At 42.3% G+C, this 19,124-nt stretch carries 19 protein-coding genes; 13 read left to right on the top strand and 6 right to left on the bottom strand.

Annotated elements, in window-relative coordinates; translation table 11 throughout:
• Window positions 1-100: 100 nt before the first annotated feature.
• The 4 genes from mnmE (at window position 101) to ACRYKC_RS02470 (ending at window position 4,764) form a co-directional block, all read left to right on the top strand.
• Window positions 101-1,477, top strand: a complete 1,377-nt coding sequence (mnmE, locus tag ACRYKC_RS02485; protein ID WP_433805069.1) for a tRNA uridine-5-carboxymethylaminomethyl(34) synthesis GTPase MnmE — start codon at window positions 101-103, stop codon at window positions 1,475-1,477.
• 56 nt (window positions 1,478-1,533) lie between these two features.
• Entirely contained in the window at window positions 1,534-3,423 is a 1,890-nt protein-coding gene (gene mnmG, locus ACRYKC_RS02480; protein WP_433805068.1) for a tRNA uridine-5-carboxymethylaminomethyl(34) synthesis enzyme MnmG, read from the top strand.
• Between the two features lie 17 nt (window positions 3,424-3,440).
• Window positions 3,441-4,157, top strand: a complete 717-nt coding sequence (gene rsmG / locus ACRYKC_RS02475) for a 16S rRNA (guanine(527)-N(7))-methyltransferase RsmG (protein ID WP_433805067.1) — start codon at window positions 3,441-3,443, stop codon at window positions 4,155-4,157.
• 115 nt (window positions 4,158-4,272) lie between these two features.
• The gene (locus ACRYKC_RS02470) at window positions 4,273-4,764 is read left to right on the top strand and encodes a metallophosphoesterase family protein (RefSeq protein WP_433805066.1); all 492 of its coding nucleotides are present in this window, start codon (window positions 4,273-4,275) and stop codon (window positions 4,762-4,764) included.
• A gap of 76 nt (window positions 4,765-4,840) precedes the next feature.
• Here the strand turns inward: ACRYKC_RS02470 and nei are convergent, their stop codons facing one another.
• The gene (gene nei, locus ACRYKC_RS02465) at window positions 4,841-5,659 is read right to left on the bottom strand and encodes an endonuclease VIII (RefSeq protein WP_433805065.1); all 819 of its coding nucleotides are present in this window, start codon (window positions 5,657-5,659) and stop codon (window positions 4,841-4,843) included.
• A 64-nt stretch (window positions 5,660-5,723) separates the two neighbouring features.
• Window positions 5,724-6,593, bottom strand: coding sequence for an SDR family oxidoreductase (locus ACRYKC_RS02460; protein ID WP_433805064.1), 870 nt, complete (start codon window positions 6,591-6,593; stop codon window positions 5,724-5,726).
• Between the two features lie 138 nt (window positions 6,594-6,731).
• On the opposite strand from ACRYKC_RS02460, the gene ACRYKC_RS02455 reads away from it, so the two are divergent.
• Window positions 6,732-7,193 carry a GNAT family N-acetyltransferase gene (locus ACRYKC_RS02455; RefSeq protein WP_433805063.1) on the top strand — a complete coding sequence of 154 codons (462 nt, stop codon included), beginning with the start codon at window positions 6,732-6,734 and terminating at the stop codon, window positions 7,191-7,193.
• A gap of 49 nt (window positions 7,194-7,242) precedes the next feature.
• Here ACRYKC_RS02455 and splB read toward each other — a convergent pair whose 3' ends face one another.
• Both splB and ACRYKC_RS02445 read right to left on the bottom strand, forming a co-directional pair.
• The gene (gene splB / locus ACRYKC_RS02450) at window positions 7,243-8,271 is read right to left on the bottom strand and encodes a spore photoproduct lyase (RefSeq protein WP_433805062.1); all 1,029 of its coding nucleotides are present in this window, start codon (window positions 8,269-8,271) and stop codon (window positions 7,243-7,245) included.
• The gene (locus tag ACRYKC_RS02445) at window positions 8,265-8,528 is read right to left on the bottom strand and encodes a transcriptional regulator SplA domain-containing protein (RefSeq protein ID WP_433805128.1); all 264 of its coding nucleotides are present in this window, start codon (window positions 8,526-8,528) and stop codon (window positions 8,265-8,267) included. Before ACRYKC_RS02445 ends, splB begins: the two co-directional genes overlap by 7 nt.
• A gap of 690 nt (window positions 8,529-9,218) precedes the next feature.
• Here ACRYKC_RS02445 and ACRYKC_RS02440 point away from each other — a divergent pair.
• Complete coding sequence (locus ACRYKC_RS02440; protein WP_433805061.1) at window positions 9,219-9,773, top strand: GNAT family N-acetyltransferase; 555 nt, start codon at window positions 9,219-9,221, stop codon at window positions 9,771-9,773.
• A 43-nt stretch (window positions 9,774-9,816) separates the two neighbouring features.
• Here the strand turns inward: ACRYKC_RS02440 and ACRYKC_RS02435 are convergent, their stop codons facing one another.
• On the bottom strand, window positions 9,817-10,998 hold the full coding sequence (locus ACRYKC_RS02435) for an MFS transporter (protein WP_433805060.1): 1,182 nt from the start codon (window positions 10,996-10,998) through the stop codon (window positions 9,817-9,819).
• Window positions 10,999-11,576: 578 nt separating this feature from the next.
• Between ACRYKC_RS02435 and noc the strand changes: the two genes are divergently transcribed.
• From noc to ACRYKC_RS02420, 3 genes are all read left to right on the top strand, one after another.
• The gene (gene noc / locus ACRYKC_RS02430; RefSeq protein ID WP_433805059.1) at window positions 11,577-12,437 is read left to right on the top strand and encodes a nucleoid occlusion protein; all 861 of its coding nucleotides are present in this window, start codon (window positions 11,577-11,579) and stop codon (window positions 12,435-12,437) included.
• Between the two features lie 259 nt (window positions 12,438-12,696).
• A complete protein-coding gene (locus ACRYKC_RS02425) occupies window positions 12,697-13,551 on the top strand; it encodes a ParB/RepB/Spo0J family partition protein (RefSeq protein WP_433805058.1) in 855 nt (284 codons plus the stop codon).
• Between the two features lie 85 nt (window positions 13,552-13,636).
• Window positions 13,637-14,341 (top strand): DUF554 domain-containing protein, encoded by a 705-nt coding sequence (locus ACRYKC_RS02420; protein WP_433805057.1) that lies wholly within the window; start codon window positions 13,637-13,639, stop codon window positions 14,339-14,341.
• A gap of 424 nt (window positions 14,342-14,765) precedes the next feature.
• Here the strand turns inward: ACRYKC_RS02420 and yyaC are convergent, their stop codons facing one another.
• Window positions 14,766-15,392, bottom strand: coding sequence for a spore protease YyaC (gene yyaC, locus ACRYKC_RS02415; protein ID WP_433805055.1), 627 nt, complete (start codon window positions 15,390-15,392; stop codon window positions 14,766-14,768).
• A gap of 95 nt (window positions 15,393-15,487) precedes the next feature.
• On the opposite strand from yyaC, the gene ACRYKC_RS02410 reads away from it, so the two are divergent.
• The 4 genes from ACRYKC_RS02410 to ychF all read left to right on the top strand — a co-directional run bounded on the left by ACRYKC_RS02410 (window position 15,488) and on the right by ychF (window position 19,029).
• Window positions 15,488-16,507: a YkvI family membrane protein gene (locus tag ACRYKC_RS02410; protein ID WP_433805127.1), complete on the top strand. Its 1,020-nt coding sequence runs from the start codon at window positions 15,488-15,490 to the stop codon at window positions 16,505-16,507.
• A 50-nt stretch (window positions 16,508-16,557) separates the two neighbouring features.
• Window positions 16,558-17,487 carry a mechanosensitive ion channel family protein gene (locus ACRYKC_RS02405; RefSeq protein ID WP_433805054.1) on the top strand — a complete coding sequence of 310 codons (930 nt, stop codon included), beginning with the start codon at window positions 16,558-16,560 and terminating at the stop codon, window positions 17,485-17,487.
• 17 nt (window positions 17,488-17,504) lie between these two features.
• Window positions 17,505-17,705, top strand: coding sequence for a DUF951 domain-containing protein (locus ACRYKC_RS02400; protein WP_433805053.1), 201 nt, complete (start codon window positions 17,505-17,507; stop codon window positions 17,703-17,705).
• A gap of 226 nt (window positions 17,706-17,931) precedes the next feature.
• On the top strand, window positions 17,932-19,029 hold the full coding sequence (gene ychF, locus ACRYKC_RS02395; protein ID WP_433805052.1) for a redox-regulated ATPase YchF: 1,098 nt from the start codon (window positions 17,932-17,934) through the stop codon (window positions 19,027-19,029).
• Window positions 19,030-19,124: the final 95 nt, after the last annotated feature.

Genomic DNA, 19,124 nt, shown 5'->3' with positions numbered 1-19,124 from the left:
AATACACACGGGTGTGTGGTATTCTATTAAGTTAGTGACTACTATAATTATACGTTTGTGGATAACGATAAATTTAAGGAAATCAAGGAGGTGAGCGCGTGTGGAAACCGATACGATAACTGCCATTTCGACCCCGATGGGAGAAGGTGCCATCGCTATAGTTCGATTGAGTGGTCCAGAGGCTGTCTCTATTTCAGCTAGCCTGTTTCAAGGGAAAGATCTGACTCAGGTAGATTCCCACACGATGCATTACGGAAAAATTATCGACCCTGAAACGGGAGAAATGGCGGAGGAAGTAATGGTCTCCGTCATGCGAGCACCGAAAACTTTTACAAGAGAAGACATTGTGGAAATCAATTGTCACGGAGGACTCGTCTCTGTAAATCGAGTGCTTGAAATTGTACTTGCGAGCGGGGCCCGTCTTGCTGAACCAGGGGAATTTACAAAAAGAGCTTTCATGAATGGACGAATCGACCTGTCTCAGGCCGAAGCTGTAATGGATCTAATTCGAGCAAAAACCGACAGAGCAATGAACGTAGCTTTGAAGCAAATGGATGGCCGTTTGTCGAAATTGATCCAGGATTTACGTCAGAAGTTGCTGGAGACGTTAGCTCATGTGGAAGTGAATATAGATTATCCTGAATACGATGATGTTGAAGAGATGTCTCACGAAATGATGGAACAAAAAACAAAAGAGGTTCATAATGAGGTGTCGAAGCTTTTAGAAACGGCTCGACAAGGAAAAATTCTGCGCGAAGGTCTAGGGACAGCGATCATCGGGCGTCCGAACGTCGGGAAATCCTCTTTAATGAATGCTCTGGTGCATGAAAATAAAGCGATCGTAACTGAAGTTCCTGGTACGACCCGGGATGTCATTGAAGAATACGTTAATGTCAGAGGAGTTCCATTAAGGTTGATCGATACGGCAGGAATCCGTGAAACTGAGGATATTGTCGAGCGGATTGGTGTCGAACGATCACGCCAAGTATTAAAAGAAGCAGATCTCATCCTTTTTGTGTTAAACTACGGGGATGAGCTTAATGAAGAAGACGAGAAGCTCTTTGAAGCCATAAACGATATGAACGTTATCGTTATTGTTAATAAAATGGATTTAGAACCTAAATTGGATATTGACCGAGTAAGGGAACTAGCCGGCGATCATCCGGTTATCTCCACCGCTTTAATTAAAGAAGAAGGCATTGATCAACTCGAGGAAGCAATTGCCAACACATTCTTTGAAGGTGATCTGGATGCAGGAGACATGACCTACGTGTCGAACGTCCGCCATGTTCAACTGCTGAAACAAGCGAAACAAGCGCTGGAAGACGCCCAAAACGGTATGGAAATGGGAGTACCATTGGATGTCGTTCAAATTGATGTAACGAGAACGTGGGAAATCCTCGGAGAAATTGTCGGGGATACGGTTCACGAGAGTTTAATCGATCAGTTGTTCTCACAGTTCTGTCTTGGAAAGTAAACGTATGAATGAATGGATTATGGAAAATAAGTATGAATAAAGGAGAGACAACCTAAATGACTTATGATGCAGGGCATTATGATGTAATTGTAATTGGTGCCGGTCATGCAGGGGTTGAAGCAGGTTTAGCCGCAGCAAGACGCGGAGCGAAAACTCTAATGCTTACACTCAACCTCGATCTGGTTGCGTTTATGCCGTGTAACCCATCTATCGGGGGGCCGGCCAAAGGAATCGTTGTTCGTGAAGTTGATGCTTTAGGTGGCGCCATGGGGCGAGTGATTGATAAAACTCATATCCAAATGCGCCTTCTAAATACTAGAAAAGGACCTGCAGTACGTGCCTTACGTGCCCAAGCAGACAAACCTTTATATATCAAAGAAATGAAGCGTGTTCTTGAAAATCAGGAGAACCTGACACTTAAACAAGGAATGGTCGAAAAAATCCTTGTTGAAGATGATGAAGTAAAAGGAGTCGTAACTGAAACAAAAGCAGCTTATTATGCTCCGACTGTCATCGTTACGACAGGAACTTTCATGCGCGGACGCGTCTTAATTGGTGACTTGTCTTATGAAAGTGGACCAAACAACCAGCGTTCCACTGTTTCCTTATCTGAGCAGCTAGAAGAACTGGGGATTGAAATGGTACGTTTCAAGACCGGAACACCAATGCGTGTAAACAGTCATACGGTCGACTATTCGAAGACTGAAATTCAGCCAGGCGAAGAAGAGCCGCGCTCTTTTTCCTATGAAACGACAGAGTTTATTACAGATCAGATCCCGTGCTGGCTGACGTACACAAATGAAGAAACGCATCGTATCATTGATGAAAATCTAACACTTTCCGCGATGTATTCAGGAGCAGTTCGAGGCACTGGACCGCGTTATTGTCCATCCATTGAGGATAAAATTGTGCGCTTCAACGACAAACCTCGTCACCAAATCTTCCTAGAGCCGGAGGGTCGTGACACAGAAGAGGTGTACGTACAGGGACTATCGACATCACTTCCGGAATACGTGCAACACGAAATGATGCGTACGGTTCCTGGCCTTGAAAAAGCAGAAATTATGCGTGCCGGCTATGCGATCGAATATGATTCCGTCATTCCGACCCAATTATGGCCGACGCTTGAAACAAAGAAAATCTCTGGCTTGTATACAGCCGGTCAGCTGAATGGTACTTCTGGGTATGAAGAAGCGGCAGGACAAGGCTTAATGGCAGGAATTAATGCTGCAGCTAAGGCACTCGATTTAGAACCATTAGTGCTTGATCGATCACAAGGGTATATCGGCGTTATGATTGACGATCTGGTTACAAAAGGAACAAGTGAGCCGTATCGCTTGCTGACATCCCGTGCCGAATTCCGTCTGATGCTTCGTCATGACAATGCGGACTTACGTCTCACAGAAATCGGCTATCAATTAGGCGTAATTCCTGAAGAACGCTACAAGCGTTTCAAAGAGAAACAACGCTTGATCGAAGAAGAGAAGAAACGTCTCGACAGTGTCATTTTGAAGGAAACAGAAGAAGTTCAATCGGTTATTGAAGAAGCAGGCGGATCCAAATTGAAGGATGCTGTTCGCGCTACAGACTTACTGAAACGTCCCGAAATGAAATATGAGCATCTCGAGCGTTTGACCCCAAGTGAAATCACACTTCCAGAAGACGTGAAAGAACAAGTTGAAATTCAAGTGAAGTATAGTGGTTATATTAAGAAAGCCCTCGAACAGATCGATCGTATGAAGAAAATGGAGGAAAAGAAAATTCCAGAAGATATCGATTACGATGCGATCAATGGGCTCGCGACAGAAGCCCGCGACCGTCTTAAAGAAGTTCGCCCGCTGTCTGTAGGTCAGGCATCACGCGTATCGGGGGTCAATCCGGCCGATGTATCAATCCTACTAGTGTATATTGAACAAGGAAAAATCGCCCGCGTCTCAGGTGAATAATACGAAAGGATGGACCTATGGATAACAACACCTTCCTAAAATCGTTACAAGAGAAAGGCATAGAGTTAGATGAAAAGCAGCAGCAGCAGTTTCAGAAATACTTTGAAATTCTTATCGAGTGGAACGAGAAGATGAATTTGACTGCCATCACCGATCAAGAGGGTGTATATCTTAAGCACTTTTATGATTCACTGACAGCCGCTTTCTATTATGATTTTGATCGTCCCCTCCGCATCTGCGATGTCGGAGCGGGGGCTGGTTTTCCAAGTTTACCTTTGAAAATCGCTTTTCCCCAGCTAAAAGTGACAATTGTCGATTCGTTGAAAAAAAGAATCACATTTCTAAATCACTTAGCTCATGAGTTGGAACTTGATGATGTCGCATTTTATCATGATCGTGCCGAAAACTTCGGAAAAAACGAGAAGTTCCGCGAAGGGTATGACTTAGTAATGGCACGGGCAGTCGCTCGGATGTCCGTCCTAAGCGAGCTGTGTCTGCCTTTGACAGTCAAAGGTGGCCATTTTATGGCGATGAAAGGACCTAACCTGAGTGAAGAAATGGAAGATGCGGCCGTAGCAATCCAAACAGTTGGTGGCGAAGTCGTCGACACCTACACGTTCGATTTACCTGAAGAAAATAGTGAACGTAATATAGCAATCATTGAAAAACGTAGAAAAACACCGAAGAAGTACCCACGTAAAGCTGGTACACCAAACAAATCACCGATTCAATAAGAAAACAACCCCTGAATTCCCCAGGAATCAGGGGTTTTATTTTTGATAAAAAATGCTTAAGATAACTATTATCTTATGATTTCCCGGGAAATGATTTAGAGAGGATGAATATTACATGAATGTAGTGGTTGTATCGGATACCCATATGTCTAAAAAACAAATCGAATTTCCCGAACGACTGGTTGATGAGCTTTCTTCCGCAGATCTGATCATTCATGCAGGAGATTGGAGTATTCCTGAAGTATATGATGAACTATGTAACTATGCCCCTGTTTATGGCGTTTACGGGAATGTCGATGGAGACGATATGAAAAAAATCGTGCCTTATAAACATGTTTTAGAGGTTAAAAACCATAAAATCGGTATCGTGCACGGCCATGGAGAAAAGAAAACAACTGAAAAACGTGCGCTTGAGGCTTTCAAAGAAGATGAAGTAGACATTATTTTGTTCGGTCATTCACATATTCCGCTTTTAAGATATTTCAAAAAACAACTTTTATTTAATCCTGGTTCAGCAACAGCAAAGCGGAAGCTTCCTTATTATTCTTTTGGGATTCTTACCTTTACAGATGATCTTGTCGAAGCGAGACACATCTTCTATAAGTAAATACAAAATAGGGTGAAATCTTCTATCGATAGGAAAAGATAAAATGAGCCCGAACCACGGTGGGTGTGGATCGAGCTCATTTTTGGCATGTCGGACAGTAATAACAGCGTCTTGACCCTGCTTTAAATCTAATGATTTCCGTCCCATCTAAGCGGCATGGCTGCCCCGCACGATTGAATACCCAATGCCGATACTCATATTTCTTTGCTCCTTGTGCTTTCAGCTTTTTTGCAAGTTCCAGATCATTGGTAATGCCTTCATTTTCGTAAGAACGCCACATTAATTCAATGCAGGATTCAGCCATTTTCTCCAGCTGTTCCTCACTGCAATCCATCGGTCGTTTATCAGGGTGGACGCCCCCTACAAACAGAATTTCACTACGTAAGTAATTCCCGATTCCCGCAATAAAAGCCTGATCGAGTAAAAGTGAAGTCCATTTTCTACGATGGAAGCGCCTTTCTTTGAACCGATCGACTAGATCGCTGGGCGATACAGTGTCATTCAACAGATCTGGACCAACTTTCGCAATGAAAGGGTGCTCAGGTACTTCCTCATCCCTAAGCACTTCTATATCAGATGCGCTATACAACAAAGCTGATTTCTTTTCATTGTGAATTGCGAGCCTCAGCTGTCGATTCGTTTTGGGATAACTGTACGCATTTCTGACATACCATTTGCCATAAAGCTGATTATGAGAGTAAATCGTATAGCCATTATTAAACCGGATGAGCATGGCTTTGCCTTTTGTTTCGACTTTTAGGACGGTGGATCCACGAAAGGATTCTTCATAATCTTTTAGATGTTCAAAAGCAGATGAAATCTCTAGTACTGGTCGGTCGGCTATCGCTTTTTCTACTTGATCAGCGGCACGCCGAATTTCTGGGCCTTCTGGCATAAGCTGGTCTCCTTTCTCCTTCTTATTTTGTAAAGGGGAAAGAAGAAATGCAAGCCTTATCCCTTTAACTTGAAGTAAACATACCTCCATTGATATGAATGAATTGCCCGGTGATATAAGTGGAATCATCGGAGGCAAGCAATACATAGCTCCCTACATGCTCAACAGGCTGTCCTGGACGTCCCATAGGCGTATTGGTGCCAAACTGTTCTACTTTTTCTTCACCGAAAGTAGACGGAATCAATGGCGTCCAGATCGGTCCTGGCGCTATCCCGTTTACGCGAATCCCTTTACCGACTAATTGTTTCGCCATCGAACGTGTAAAAGCGACAACCGCTCCTTTTGTAGTAGTGTAATCAACAAGGTGTTCATTGCCGATATAAGGGTTCACGGAAGCGGTGTTAATAATGGAACTTCCTTTTTTCATATGAGGAAGTGCTGCTTTTGTTAAGTAGAACATAGAATGAATGTTCGTCTTGAATGTTTGTTCCCACTGCTCAGTAGATATGTTCATAATATCATCAGTAGGATGCTGTTCGGCTGCATTATTAACTAGAATATCTAGTTGTCCCAGCTCATTTACTGTACGATCAACCGCTTCTTTACACACGGATTCTTCACCTACATCACCGGCTAGTAAGATCGCACGTCTCCCTTGCTCTTCGACTTTTTTCTTTGTCAATTCAGCATCTTCATGCTCTTCCAAATACGAAATGGCGACATCAGCGCCTTCTTTCGCATATCCAATGGCAACAGAACGACCAATCCCGCTGTCTCCACCAGTGATTAAAGCTACTTTACCTTGCAATTTATTACCACTTTGATAATCTTCATCTGCTTGAAGCGGGCGTGGGTCCATTTCAGCTTCTACGCCAGGCTGACGGGATTGTTGTTGTCCTTTCTGTCCTTGAGTTTGTCTATCCATTCGGTCCATGATGTGAAACCTCCTTGATTGATTTGAAATTATGTAAGGGTTATTCCACATTTAGGAAAAAATGAAACAGATCGTGTTCTCATTTACTGGTCAAATGAAGAGGATAGCGACATAATAGTTTAAAAAGGGGGCTTAAGTATGAGGATTACAGAAACGAAAGATTGTGCACTCATTGCTGAGCTTAATAAGCACGTTCATAAACTTCATGTTGAACTTTATCCGACATATTTCAAGCCGTATAATTACGAACAAATGAAGGCGTTTTTTGAAGATATGGTCAATCATCCTCAATTTGTATTCTTCGTTTTGGAAGCAGAAGGGGAAGCGAGAGGGTATAGCTGGGTTGAGATAAGAAAGCATTCAGAAAATCCTTTTAAGAAAGCTTATACCTCCATTTATGTTCACCAAATCAGTGTAGAGGAAAGTTATCGGAAAAAAGGCTGCGGACAGAAACTTATGAAAGCGGTCGAGCGGTTAGCAGAGACTCATGGTGCCAGTGAAATTGAGCTGGACTATTGGATAGACAATAAGGAAGCGAAAAGATTTTACGAGAAAAACGGCTTTGTCCTATTCCGGGAATGCGTACATAAGCACTTGTAAAAATGAACATCCCTTTACCTCCGACACGCTCTGGAGGAAAGGGATGTATTTAAGTGAAATACTCGAGCTGAGCCTCGGGAAAGTACTTGTTAATGTATCCGCCTAGCGTTGTTTTCATTTCTTCCTGTTCGTCTTTTTGGTAGACGTATTTCCCGATCCCGTAGCGTCCCCATTTGTACTTGCGTTTTTCTTCATCCATTTCTAATTTTGTCATCGGATAATTTTTTTGAATCACTCGTTTTGCCGGTTTTGTAAAACGGTGTTGGATCAGCTCAAAAGTCAGATCCTTTGTTGCATGGTCAGGCAGCTGATCATGCAATTTTTCAAAAAGGATCCGGTACCCTTCTTTCCAGTCGTCATAAAGATAGATGGGAGCTACGATAAATCCTAAAGGATACCCGGCTTCCGCTACTTTTACAGCCGCTTCGATGCGTTCATCTAACCGTGAAGTGCCTGGTTCCAAGTATTTGATGACATAGTCCGCGTTCATGCTGAAACGAAAGCGAGTACGGCCATTATGCTTAGCATCAAGCAAATGGTCGACATGGGCAAACTTCGTAACAAAGCGAAGGCGCCCATGTTCAGACTCACCGAAATATTCGATTGCCCGCTTCAACGTGTGAGTCAGGTGGTCGACACCGACAATATCTGAGGTACAGGAAGCCTCAAATCTGGTTTCTTCGGGCATGCGTTCTTTCATATACTGTTCTGCTGCATCAAAAACCTCGTCAACATTCACATAAGTCCGGATATACGGTTTACTTCCCATTGTTGTTTGTAAATAACAGTAGTGACAGTGGCCCATACATCCTGTAGCAAGAGGGATGGCATACTCAGCAGAGGGTTTTGAAGTATCAAATTTCAACGTTTTTCTTACCCCCACCACTAATGTGGATTTTGCCATCCGGTATTTTTGAAAATCGTTTTCCCCTGGCAGGTTTCGAACCTGGTTGTGAGAGGTGGTTTCTCGAATCTCGATGCCCATACCCTCGAATTTTTCTTTTAATTCACGGCCTAAGGGATACTCCAAAGCTCTAGGTTCAATGTAGACTAACTCGGGCATAAATGGTTTTACCACAGCTGGTGTCCCTCCGTGTTTGGATTTCCAAACGCGTCGTGATAAGCACGTTCAGCCTCTCCTTCTGATGCGTATACGGCGATGTTTGAATCCAGTGGAAAATAGGTTTCGTATAAAAATAATGCCAGTTCTCCTGGTGCTTCAGGGTTATTGACTACGGCTGCTTCCTGGACGTTGGCCACGTCATAAGTGTGAGGGTTTCGGTAAATCACATAAACGATATCGCCTGCACGATAGTTGCTTTGATTAAGGTCCATTCCAACACCTGCTTTCTCTTTATATTGCATAGCGATATAGTTTATGGTGATCCATACGCTACGCTCATTTGTGCTCATTTTTCCACAAAAGTCAGGAATTATTACAAAAGGAAAGAAGCTTGTTTTAAGTATAGAATTGGAAAATTATGTTGTAAGGGTTTTGATGTTAGGTTTATAAGAGTTGAGGTTCGTTACCTTTAAATAGCTGTGGTGTGGATGGGAAACGACTCGCTTTCCTGCGGGGGAACTGGCAACCCTCCTCGTTCGCTGCGCTCTCTGAGGGGTATTGCCTAGGTCCTTCTCTCAGGGGAGTCTAGCCGTTTCCCATCCACACCCTCAGTGATCGTCCTAACGAACCTAATTGGATGTATGTTATAGAAAGCAATTATAATGAATCAACACTCCCAATGAGAAATTGAAAATCAGGTTGACAAACCGAGAAGCTTGTCGCCATCCTCGGGGAAAGTAAGCGATTTTTCCGAACGCCTATCCTCGTACTAGGTAACGGAAACTCTTCTATAAAAACGGATCATTACCTCGAACTCACGTATTCAGAAGAATAAGGTTAATGTAGAAGTAAGATGCTTCCACCATAACCAACTTATCTAAATTTATTAATGATTAATCTTCAAAAGTATGCAGATGTATGTAAGAATAAAAAGAATTATTAGTAAAAAGGGGGAGCCGCTGATGGAGTTGAAATTGGAAACGGATAGGCTGCAACTAACACTTTACGAGTCGTCCTATGCTAAACAAGTTGCTGAGCTCGCAGGAGAATGGGAGGTTGCCGCAACGACCTTTGTCCCCCATCCCTATACCATTAAAGATGCTGAGGAGTGGATTGGATTACATAAAGATTGGATTTCTAAAGGGACAGCTTACCCCCTAGCTATGATTTGTAAGGAATCAAAACGGTTGCTTGGGACTATGACGCTCAGGGTCAACCACAAACACCAAAAAGGTGAACTTGCTTATTGGGTTGGAAAGCCTTACTGGAGAAAAGGCTACGCTTCTGAAGCGGCTATACGTATGGTGCGTTACGGATTTGAAGAATTGAACCTTGAGCGTATCTGGGCAGGAGCTATGACGGAGAACCCTGCTTCCTCAAAAGTGATGCAAAAAGCCGGACTGAGTTACGAAGGTACGTTAAAAAAAGATATGCTGCATTGGGGAGAATTTAAAGATATCAATGTGTACGGTATGATTAGAGAAGACTTTGAGGCGCTCCAAAATGTTTTAGAATAATACTTATAAAGAAGCCGCCTGCTTAGACAGGCGGCTTTGATCATTAATCTTGTACTTTTATCGGAATCAATGTTCCAACGAGAGCTATTCCCGCACAAGCCAAAAACATAGGAGTGAAACCTGCGAGTGCAATTCCGCTGACGGTTGTAAAAATAATTAATTCAAATCCAGAGTCCAGGATCGATAATAACGAAATGGTAGTGGCCCTGACATTCGATGGAATAACATCGTTAGAAAGCTGAGAATAGACAGGATAGCGAATGGCACTGACAAGCTTAAGAACAAGCAATACTCCTAAAACCACCCATAAGTAGGTATCGAACAGGGCAACAACAAAAAGACTTCCTGTCGCTAACATTCCAGTCAGGAACAATAAAGATACACGATTGATTCTTTCTGTCATCCATCCAATCGAACGGGAGGCTGAAAAACCAATGAGCGCAGCGATCGCATAGACCACCCCTATCCAATAGACGGGGAGACCAGCATCAACCATAAGCTTCTGGTCAAATTTCTCAAAAATCGCTGTCGCCGGGATGAAGACCAAAGATATATTAATGAACATCCACAACACTTGTGGCGTGTGTCTGATCGCTCTCAGTCCTTCAGTAATCTGTTTCATCATCGGTTGTGCGAACCCTCCTTGGTTAGGAGGATTCTTAATGAATAACAGTAATACGATCTGAATCAGCATGAAAAAGATGCTGAGCAGAATCAGCAACCGGAATTGAGGTTCGGTTAAATCTTTCGCTAACAAAGCACCAACAATAACTGCAACAATGGAAACGATGAATTTTGCTGAGCTGATTTGCCCCATCGCTTTATCCATAAACCCTTCTTCGCCTGAAAGCTTTAATGACTCATAAATTAAAGCTTCATCGGCTCCACTGAAAAAGGTAGCCGCAAATCCAGTTAAAAATGAGCTTAAGAAAAATACCCACGGTTCAAATGCGATGAATAATAAGGAGTGACTGAGCAAAGCAAGCAACGCTCCGACTAGGAACGCCTGCTTCGCACCATATCGATCAGCAAATACACCTGTAGGGATTTCTCCAGCCAAAACTCCGATACTAAAAAACATCATAACGATTAAAATGCTGGATTCGTCCAGCCCACGAGCAAAATAAAACAAAGTTAGGACAGGCTGGATAAACCGGACGCTTCCAAATAGCTCTGCCCAAAATAAAAAACGAATGTTATGTGCAGCTAATGTTTCTTTTTTCAATTTTATATCCTCCTGCATCAGTATCCGACTTGAGAGCAGGAGTTAAAGCTCATTAAAGATTAAATTGCTTTTACCCCTGCTTTTGAGTGAGAAAAAGCGAAAATTTTTAGCATGATTAAACATCCTCCTTAAAAATTGACCAAAAAGTGTAACGTTAAAGATTTCCACCCGAAATCCTCAATATCCTGCTCCTGAAATAAAATGTTTTGAGGTTTATTTTTATGAGAAAAAACGTTGCACTATTGATGGTTATGAAATATAGCTATAATAATAGGTTTATATAAAAGATATCGACGCAAATTGCCAAGTTTAGTCAATGGTTTTAATCGCTAAATGATTGAAATTACAACTTTTAGCTTTGTAAATTCTGCGCTTATTCGACAAATGTAATAGAGAATTCTCAAACCTTGAAGATACTTTTAATAGAATAAATATGATAAAATAGAAGAAGAGTTAAAAACGGCATACGTCCGCGCAGCAGTCCCAAAGCCTGCGGCGCTTTTTCAATTGCAAAATTTTAAATGTTGAAATAAATGGAAAGAAGCGTATGCTTGATCGTATAAAGGTGGTGTCTGATCGTGTTACATCCTTTTGGTCGTTTGTTCGGATTGGGGGACAAACCAGAATCGGAAAATCAAAGCAGCGAGGAAGAGTATAATCCCGATGAAGTTGTACAAGTTCCTGTTGATCGAGTACAACCGAACCGATATCAGCCCCGAGCGATATTTAACAACGAGAAGATCAGCGAACTCGCCCAGACGATACATACGCATGGGATGATTCAGCCGATTGTTCTCCGTCGGTTAAATGATGAAGAATACGAGTTGATTGCTGGTGAGCGAAGATGGAGAGCTGTCCAGTCTCTTGGGTGGGAAACGATACCTGCCATTATTAGAGATATGAACGATTCTCAGACCGCTTCCGTTGCCCTTATTGAAAATCTGCAGCGGGAAGAGCTAACTGTGATCGAAGAAGCCCTTGCTTACGCTAAATTAATCGAGCTCCACGACTTAACACAAGAAGCCCTCGCCCAACGTTTAGGAAAGAGCCAGTCCACGATTGCCAATAAAATCCGTTTATTAAAGCTCCCAGAATCCGTTCAGCAAGCGGTGATGGATAAAAAGATAACGGAAAGGCATGCGAGAGCGTTAATTGCTGTGAAGGATCCTGAATTACAGGAAAAAGTCTTGGATGAGATCATTGAAAAGCACTTGAATGTGAAGCAGACAGAAGAGCGTATTGCAAAATTGAGTGATCCAAAACCGAAGAAAAAGAAACCTACTCTTAAAGGCGTTAATAAAGATATGCGTATTGCCATGAATACCATTCGTCAATCTTTGAATATGGTGACAGATACAGGCATCGATTTAGAGACTGATGAAGAAGACCATGATGAGTATTACCAAATCACCATCAAGATACCGAAGAAAAAATCATAGTTTTTATTACCCATCTTGATCGCTTGAAAGATGGGGATTTTTTTAAGCAAATGAAAGGAAGTCTTTCTATATAGAGGGAAGGCCCTTCTTTAATCTATAGGATAATCTTACACAATAAAGGGTCCATGTAATTGAGAATGTTTTTTTACTATTGCTCTCAATCTATCACCCTTCCATTAAAGAAAGCCCTAAATGACATGATTTGAGTTCTAGATGAGCCGAGGTCTACTTTTACAATTAGCAAAGGAAGTGATAACCCATGGATAGAGGGTTAAGTAAAGGTCTTGGTGATTATGCCCCTAAAGGAATAGAACCTGTAAATGAGGAACAAGTCCAAGAAGTAAATGTAACTGAATGTCGGCCCAATCCTTATCAGCCCAGAAGGTATTTTGAAGAGGAATCCCTCACGGAGCTGAAACAGTCGATTGAGCAGCATGGGATCCTCCAGCCGCTTATCGTGAGAAAAAGCATCAAAGGATATGAGATTGTGGTCGGTGAGCGCAGATTTCGTGCTGCCAAGCTGGCCAATCTTGAGAAAGTCCCTGTTGTTGCGCGTGATCTCACGGATGAACAAATGATGGAGCTCGCTCTATTAGAGAACCTTCAACGGGATGATCTTACTCCCATCGAAGAGGCTAAAGCCTATCAAAATCTTATGAAAGAATTAGGTTTGACGCAGGAAGTACTGGCTAAACGATTAGGAAAAAGCCGATCTCATATCGCCAATTTCCTCCGATTGTTGACTTTGCCGCAAGAAGTCATTCAAAAAATGAATGAAGGTATATTGTCCATGGGACACGGGCGAGCGCTCTTAAGTCTGAAGAATCGAGATCATCTCAGCCAGGTTGTGGCTAAGATCGAAAAAGAAGGCCTCAATGTCCGTCAGGTAGAGAGGCTGATTTATGAATACAACCAGCAAAAGAATGAGAAGAAACCGAAAGAGCAGCACAAGGATATTTTTCTCAGGGAAAGAGAAGAAACTTTGAGAGAACGACTAGGAACTAGTGTGTCCATTCATAAAGGAAAGCGAAAAGGGAAAATTGAAATTGAATTTATGAATGACGAAGATCTTGAGCGGATTTTACAATGGTTTGAAAAGGATTCTAAAACATGAACCTGGTATCTAAGACCAGGTTTTTTTCTTAAAAGTGATGATAAAGTAACGTTTCACGTGAAACAAAAGTAATGGAGAGAATACTATGGTACTTACCGGAACACTTGTAAATGGAGCTTGTATATTTTTTGGCACGCTGCTTGGGTTATTTTTTACGAAAATTCCTGAGCGGTTTAAAGAAACGGTTATGAGCGGAGTCGGCTTGGCCGTTATCTTAATTGGGCTGCAAATGGCATTTCAAACGGAAAACATTGTTGTTGTCCTGCTAAGCCTTCTTTTCGGTGCGATTTTTGGAGAAGCTATTCATCTGGAAGAAAAATTAGAGTATATCGGCCGCTGGATTGAACAGCGATTTACCAAGCCAGAACAAGAATCTACGATGGCCCAGGGATTTATTACAGCTTCTTTGATATTTGTGATTGGGGCGTTAGCAGTCATAGGAGCTTTGGATAGCGGGCTAAGAAACGATCATGAAGTATTGATTACAAAAGCTATCATCGACGGATTTGTTGCGCTGGTCTTGACTTCAACGCTTGGGATTGGCGTGATATTCTCTATAGTACCGGTGGTTATGTACGAAGGGTCGATCGCGTTGCTCGCTACCAAAATAGACCGGTGGATTCCTCAGGATATGCTAGATTTGTTCATCGTAGAGATGACCGCAACAGGAGGTCTTCTTATTGTCGCCATTGGGTTGAATTTATTGAAGCTAACGAAGATCCGCGTAGCTAATCTACTGCCCTCCCTCCTGCTTGTAGGATTTGTCTTGTATTTCTCACAGTTATTTTAGAGTTTATCCAATAATAAAGAAGGTATCTTCAATCGAATTTTAGGTAACTTGGGTTTGGGATGTTTCCGTTCCTATAAGTGTTAGGAGAGGTTCTGGGAATGGCTCGCTATCCAGAGTCTCACATGTCATGCCGTATGTCCCAACAGGAGTCTCGCCATTTCCATGCCTCCTTGCAATTGTTTAAATAAACGGAAATATTAGATAAAGAAATAATCGTATTTTTAACTTTATTACAGTTGCTTGAAAATAAAGGCAGTGACTTACTTAATCGTTTTCCGATGTGGGTTCGTAACCTACCCCTTACTCCCTTGACGGAGCCAAAACCATCATGATACGAGGCTTATATGGAGAAAGAGTTTCTAAATAATTGAAAAAAGCTAAGTCTTACATCTAATTAAAGGTGGGACTTAGCTTTTTTTATGTTTCACTTAATAAATTTTCGATCTTTATGAGAAACAGGAGTGAGCGTTTGAAAAGGCGTATGCACCCTCCTCCACTCTCTTCTCTTCCCTTCCGTCAAATGAACTGCAGCTGCCACTTTCGCCGCCATTTGCATAACGAAATGCAGGCGGGTGTTCTGTAGAACGACATGCTCCATAAAACCACTAACGTTGACCATTCCACTAATGTGCACATCCCCTACAGGCGGCAGGTCTTTTTTCAAAGCTGATCCGGGTGATATCGACCCTTTCCCTAAAACGACAGATCCGACCGAAGCGGATTTTCCTAGGCAGGCATCGATAGCTAGAATAAACGAATTTGTATGATTGCGATGAATATATTGAATACGATCTTTCAAATTTAAGGCATGCAGGGGCTCCTCAAGTGTCCCATACACTTGAAAGGTTTGCAGTTTCTGATCTTTAAGCATCGAACCGACTAAAGGACCAAAGGCATCCCCTGTAGACCTGTCTGTTCCAATGCAGGCGATCACCACATTTTTGGAAGGTGGAAGCCATTCTGTCAGGTGGACACTTAACGCTTCACTCATTGCTGGATCTTCGGTGCTGACACGGCGTTCCTCTCTCGAAAACTTGTCCTTAAGATTCATAGCTTCTCCTCCAGATACATAGTAGTAACAGTATATAAGGATGTTCATCATTCTATACGTAGGTGTGGCAAATACATAAAGGTGGAGGAACCGTGATGTTAAGAGCTGGAATGAAATGGATGTTTTTAATTGTGGGAACGATGATCGGCGCCGGCTACGCCTCCGGAAGAGAGCTTTGGCAATTTTTTGGACAAGACAGCAGCTTGGCCATCTTATTATTTGCCATTATGTTTACCCTGTGCTGCCTAACGATCATGACTATCAGCTTCAACAAACAAACCGGTCACTATTTACCTGTTTTGAAAGCCATTGTGGGCAAGCACTTGACCGGAATCTATGATTGGATGATTATCCTCTATTTATTTACAACAACGGTGGTTATGCTTGCAGGAAGTGGAGCTACGTGGCAGGCTTTTCACTTTTCCTACCGTTTTGGGGTGCTGGTTATCGTCATTCCCCTCATCCTGCTTTTTATTTGGGATGTAAAAGGTATTGTAATGGTAAACAGTTTTGTTTTGCCATTACTGATCACTGGGCTTCTCTTTGTGCTTATCTTATTTATAAGTGATCAGCAACTCTCTTTATTCGGGCACGTGAAGGAAATGAGTAATTGGATGGCAGCGTTTCCCTTTACGGCACTTAATATCCTGCCGTTAATCGCAGTCCTTGGGGCTATTGGAAATCAGATGAAGCAAAAGGGTGAGATTTGGATTGCTAGTATCGGAAGCGGGCTTGTGTTAGGCGGGATTTCTTATTTATACAACAATAGCTTGATTCAAATATCTGAAGAAATCATCCTGTATGAGATCCCTCTATTTGCGATCTTAAAGCACTACCCTTATGAAATGATGATCTTTATGTCGGCCATGCTTTGGATTGCTATTTTTACGACTGCCGCCTCAGGGACGCTTGGATTAGTGACAAGGTTCCGTGACTATTTAAAACAGCCTCTTTGGATTTTGGCAATGGCGATTATTGCGATTATGCTTCCTTTCACTTCTTTTGGGTTCTCAACCCTGATAAAATACCTATATCCTCTGTACGGTATTTTGAATTTATACGTTCTAACGTCCCTACTTCTATATCCTGTCATTTCTCGATTCAAAATTCGCTGAAAACCTGTTAAAATGAATTTCATATTCATTGTCGTACAGGAGGGACAGCGGTGTTAGGGACAAGCGATCCAGTGGGTGATGTAAAAAAAGCGGTAGAAGATACAAAGACCAAATGGGAAGAGATCGTTGCTTATGTGACAGGCCCCGAGTTTTGGATTCCTTTAGGGTTAGGAGCATTAAAGATTTTAATGATCCTTCTAATATCTTTCCTGATAATAAAAATAGGCAGGAGGGTCATCGCTCAATTCTTTGCCAATAAGAGACGTGGCCCTTTTCAGATTACGAAACGCCGGGAAGCCACACTAAATAAGCTGATTTTAAATACTTTGTCTTATGTCGTTTATTTCGTTGCGTTCATTATGATTCTTGAAACCTTCACCATTAATATTGGTGCTTTACTCGCAGGTGCCGGGGTTGCTGGACTTGCCATTGGCTTTGGTGCCCAGAACCTTGTTCGAGATGTAATTTCAGGATTTTTCATCATTTTTGAAGACCAATTCTCCGTCGGTGATTACATTCGGACTTCAGGAGTGGAGGGATTTGTAGAGGAGGTCGGGCTCCGCACATGTAAAGTGAAAGCCTGGACCGGAGAGGTTCATATCCTTCCGAATGGAAACGTGACACAGGTGACCAACTATTCTGTCCATAATAGTATAGCGGTCGTTGATGTGAGCGTAGCCTATGAGGAAAACATCGAGAAGGCAGAACAGGTGATTCTTCAGCTGCTAGAAGAACTTCCGGAACGTTATGAACAAATGATTGGTGTTCCTCAGCTTCTTGGTGTTCAAAATCTAGGAGCCTCAGATGTGCTGATGAGAATCATTGCTGAAACGTATCCAATGGAACATTGGGCGATTGCTCGTGCTCTAAGAAAAGAAGTGAAGACTCGCCTTGATGCAGAAGGAATCGAAATTCCATTCCCGCGCATGGTTATGTATTCACGAGACGACCAGGCCGAACCATCCGAAGTATCTAAATAAACAGGAGGTCTAGCAAAATGGCGGATAAAGAATACAATTTAAATGACATCGTTCAAATGAAAAAAGCTCACCCTTGCGGCGAAAACCGGTGGAAAATCATTCGTATGGGAGCCGATATCCGTATCAAGTGTGAAGGGTGCGGACACAGTGTTATGATTCCTCGCAAAAAATTTGAGACGAAGATGAAAAAGCGCTTAGAACCGAGTGAACAAGGATAATAAAATGAAAACCCACCTTTAAGCGTGGGTTTTTTTATTGGTGAATTTCTACAATCACATGAAAGGGTTGGGAAATTTTAAATTTTCATCAGTTAGAACCTTAAGAATCGTGGAAAAATCGTTATGATTTTGTTATTTTGCACCGGTTGTTATTTTCAGGTACAGTATCTATAATTGATATGACTAACATGCATGTATGTAAATCCTTAAGGAGTGAAAGTCTTATATGGCACTAACAGCAGGAATCGTAGGTCTTCCGAACGTTGGAAAATCTACGTTATTTAACGCAATCACACAAGCCGGTGCGCTATCGGCCAACTATCCGTTCGCCACAATTGATCCGAACGTTGGGATCGTGGAAGTTCCGGATAGCCGCCTTGAGAAGCTTACTGAGCTTGTGAATCCTAAGAAAACTGTCCCTACAGCTTTTGAGTTCACAGATATAGCAGGTATTGTAAAAGGAGCCAGTAAAGGAGAAGGACTAGGTAACCAGTTCCTCTCTCATATTCGCCAAGTCGACGCGATTTGTCATGTCGTCCGTGCGTTCGAAGATGAGAACATCACTCACGTCTCAGGACAAGTAGATCCAATTTCAGATATCGAAACGATTAACCTTGAGTTAATTCTTGCCGATCTTGAAACCGTATCGAAGCGTATGGATCGTGTAGCGAAGATGGCACGTCAGAAAGATAAAGAAGCGGTAGCTGAATATACCGTGCTTGAAAAACTGAAGGAAGCGCTCGAGAGTGAAACACCTGCCCGTGCCGTTGAATTCAGTACGGATCAGAAGAAAATCGTTAAAGGCCTTCATTTACTGACTTCTAAGCCAATCCTCTATGTGGCAAATGTGAGTGAAGACGAAATTGGCGAAGCGGATAATGATAAAGTGAAACAAATCCGTGAATTTGCTGCAAAGGAAAATGCGGAAGTCATCGTCATCTGTGCCAAGATCGAGTCTGAAATCGCTGAGCTTGATGGGGACGAAAAAGAAGAATTCCTTGAAGATCTCGGTATTGAAGAATCCGGTCTGGATCAGCTAATTAAAGCTACGTACAATTTGCTAGGATTGGCAACATACTTCACAGCGGGAGAACAAGAAGTTAGAGCCTGGACATTCAAAGAGGGTATGACAGCCCCTCAGGCAGCTGGAATCATCCACACAGACTTCGAACGCGGTTTCATTAGAGCCGAGACTGTTTCTTATGAAGACCTCGTAGACGCAGGATCTATGGCCGTAGCCCGTGATCGTGGACGTGTTCGTTTGGAAGGAAAAGAATATCTAGTTCGAGATGGCGACGTTATCCATTTCCGTTTTAATGTGTAAATCAGGAGATCCTTCCGTTAAAGTATTGTAAATCTAGGACAACTTTGTTATAATACTTCATTGTGAGTAATTAAGATTAAATTACTCCTTGCTCC

It is taken from the genome of Halobacillus sp. A1-3 (assembly GCF_050971765.1).
Taxonomy (GTDB): Bacteria; Bacillota; Bacilli; order Bacillales; family Halobacillaceae; genus Halobacillus; species Halobacillus mangrovi_B.
Note: the sequence above shows the minus strand (reverse complement) of the source record. Positions and strands in the feature narration are given on the sequence as shown.

Coding starts and splice junctions, on each gene's coding strand:
- mnmG (WP_433805068.1), top strand. CDS start 1,534: ATGACTTATGATGCAGGGCATTATGATGTAATTGTAATTGGTGCCGGT.
- rsmG (WP_433805067.1), top strand. CDS start 3,441: ATGGATAACAACACCTTCCTAAAATCGTTACAAGAGAAAGGCATAGAG.
- ACRYKC_RS02470 (WP_433805066.1), top strand. CDS start 4,273: ATGAATGTAGTGGTTGTATCGGATACCCATATGTCTAAAAAACAAATC.
- nei (WP_433805065.1), bottom strand. CDS start 5,659: ATGCCAGAAGGCCCAGAAATTCGGCGTGCCGCTGATCAAGTAGAAAAA.
- ACRYKC_RS02460 (WP_433805064.1), bottom strand. CDS start 6,593: ATGGACCGAATGGATAGACAAACTCAAGGACAGAAAGGACAACAACAA.
- ACRYKC_RS02455 (WP_433805063.1), top strand. CDS start 6,732: ATGAGGATTACAGAAACGAAAGATTGTGCACTCATTGCTGAGCTTAAT.
- ACRYKC_RS02445 (WP_433805128.1), bottom strand. CDS start 8,528: ATGGACCTTAATCAAAGCAACTATCGTGCAGGCGATATCGTTTATGTG.
- ACRYKC_RS02440 (WP_433805061.1), top strand. CDS start 9,219: ATGGAGTTGAAATTGGAAACGGATAGGCTGCAACTAACACTTTACGAG.
- ACRYKC_RS02425 (WP_433805058.1), top strand. CDS start 12,697: ATGGATAGAGGGTTAAGTAAAGGTCTTGGTGATTATGCCCCTAAAGGA.
- ACRYKC_RS02420 (WP_433805057.1), top strand. CDS start 13,637: ATGGTACTTACCGGAACACTTGTAAATGGAGCTTGTATATTTTTTGGC.
- yyaC (WP_433805055.1), bottom strand. CDS start 15,392: ATGAATCTTAAGGACAAGTTTTCGAGAGAGGAACGCCGTGTCAGCACC.
- ACRYKC_RS02410 (WP_433805127.1), top strand. CDS start 15,488: ATGTTAAGAGCTGGAATGAAATGGATGTTTTTAATTGTGGGAACGATG.
- ACRYKC_RS02400 (WP_433805053.1), top strand. CDS start 17,505: ATGGCGGATAAAGAATACAATTTAAATGACATCGTTCAAATGAAAAAA.
- ychF (WP_433805052.1), top strand. CDS start 17,932: ATGGCACTAACAGCAGGAATCGTAGGTCTTCCGAACGTTGGAAAATCT.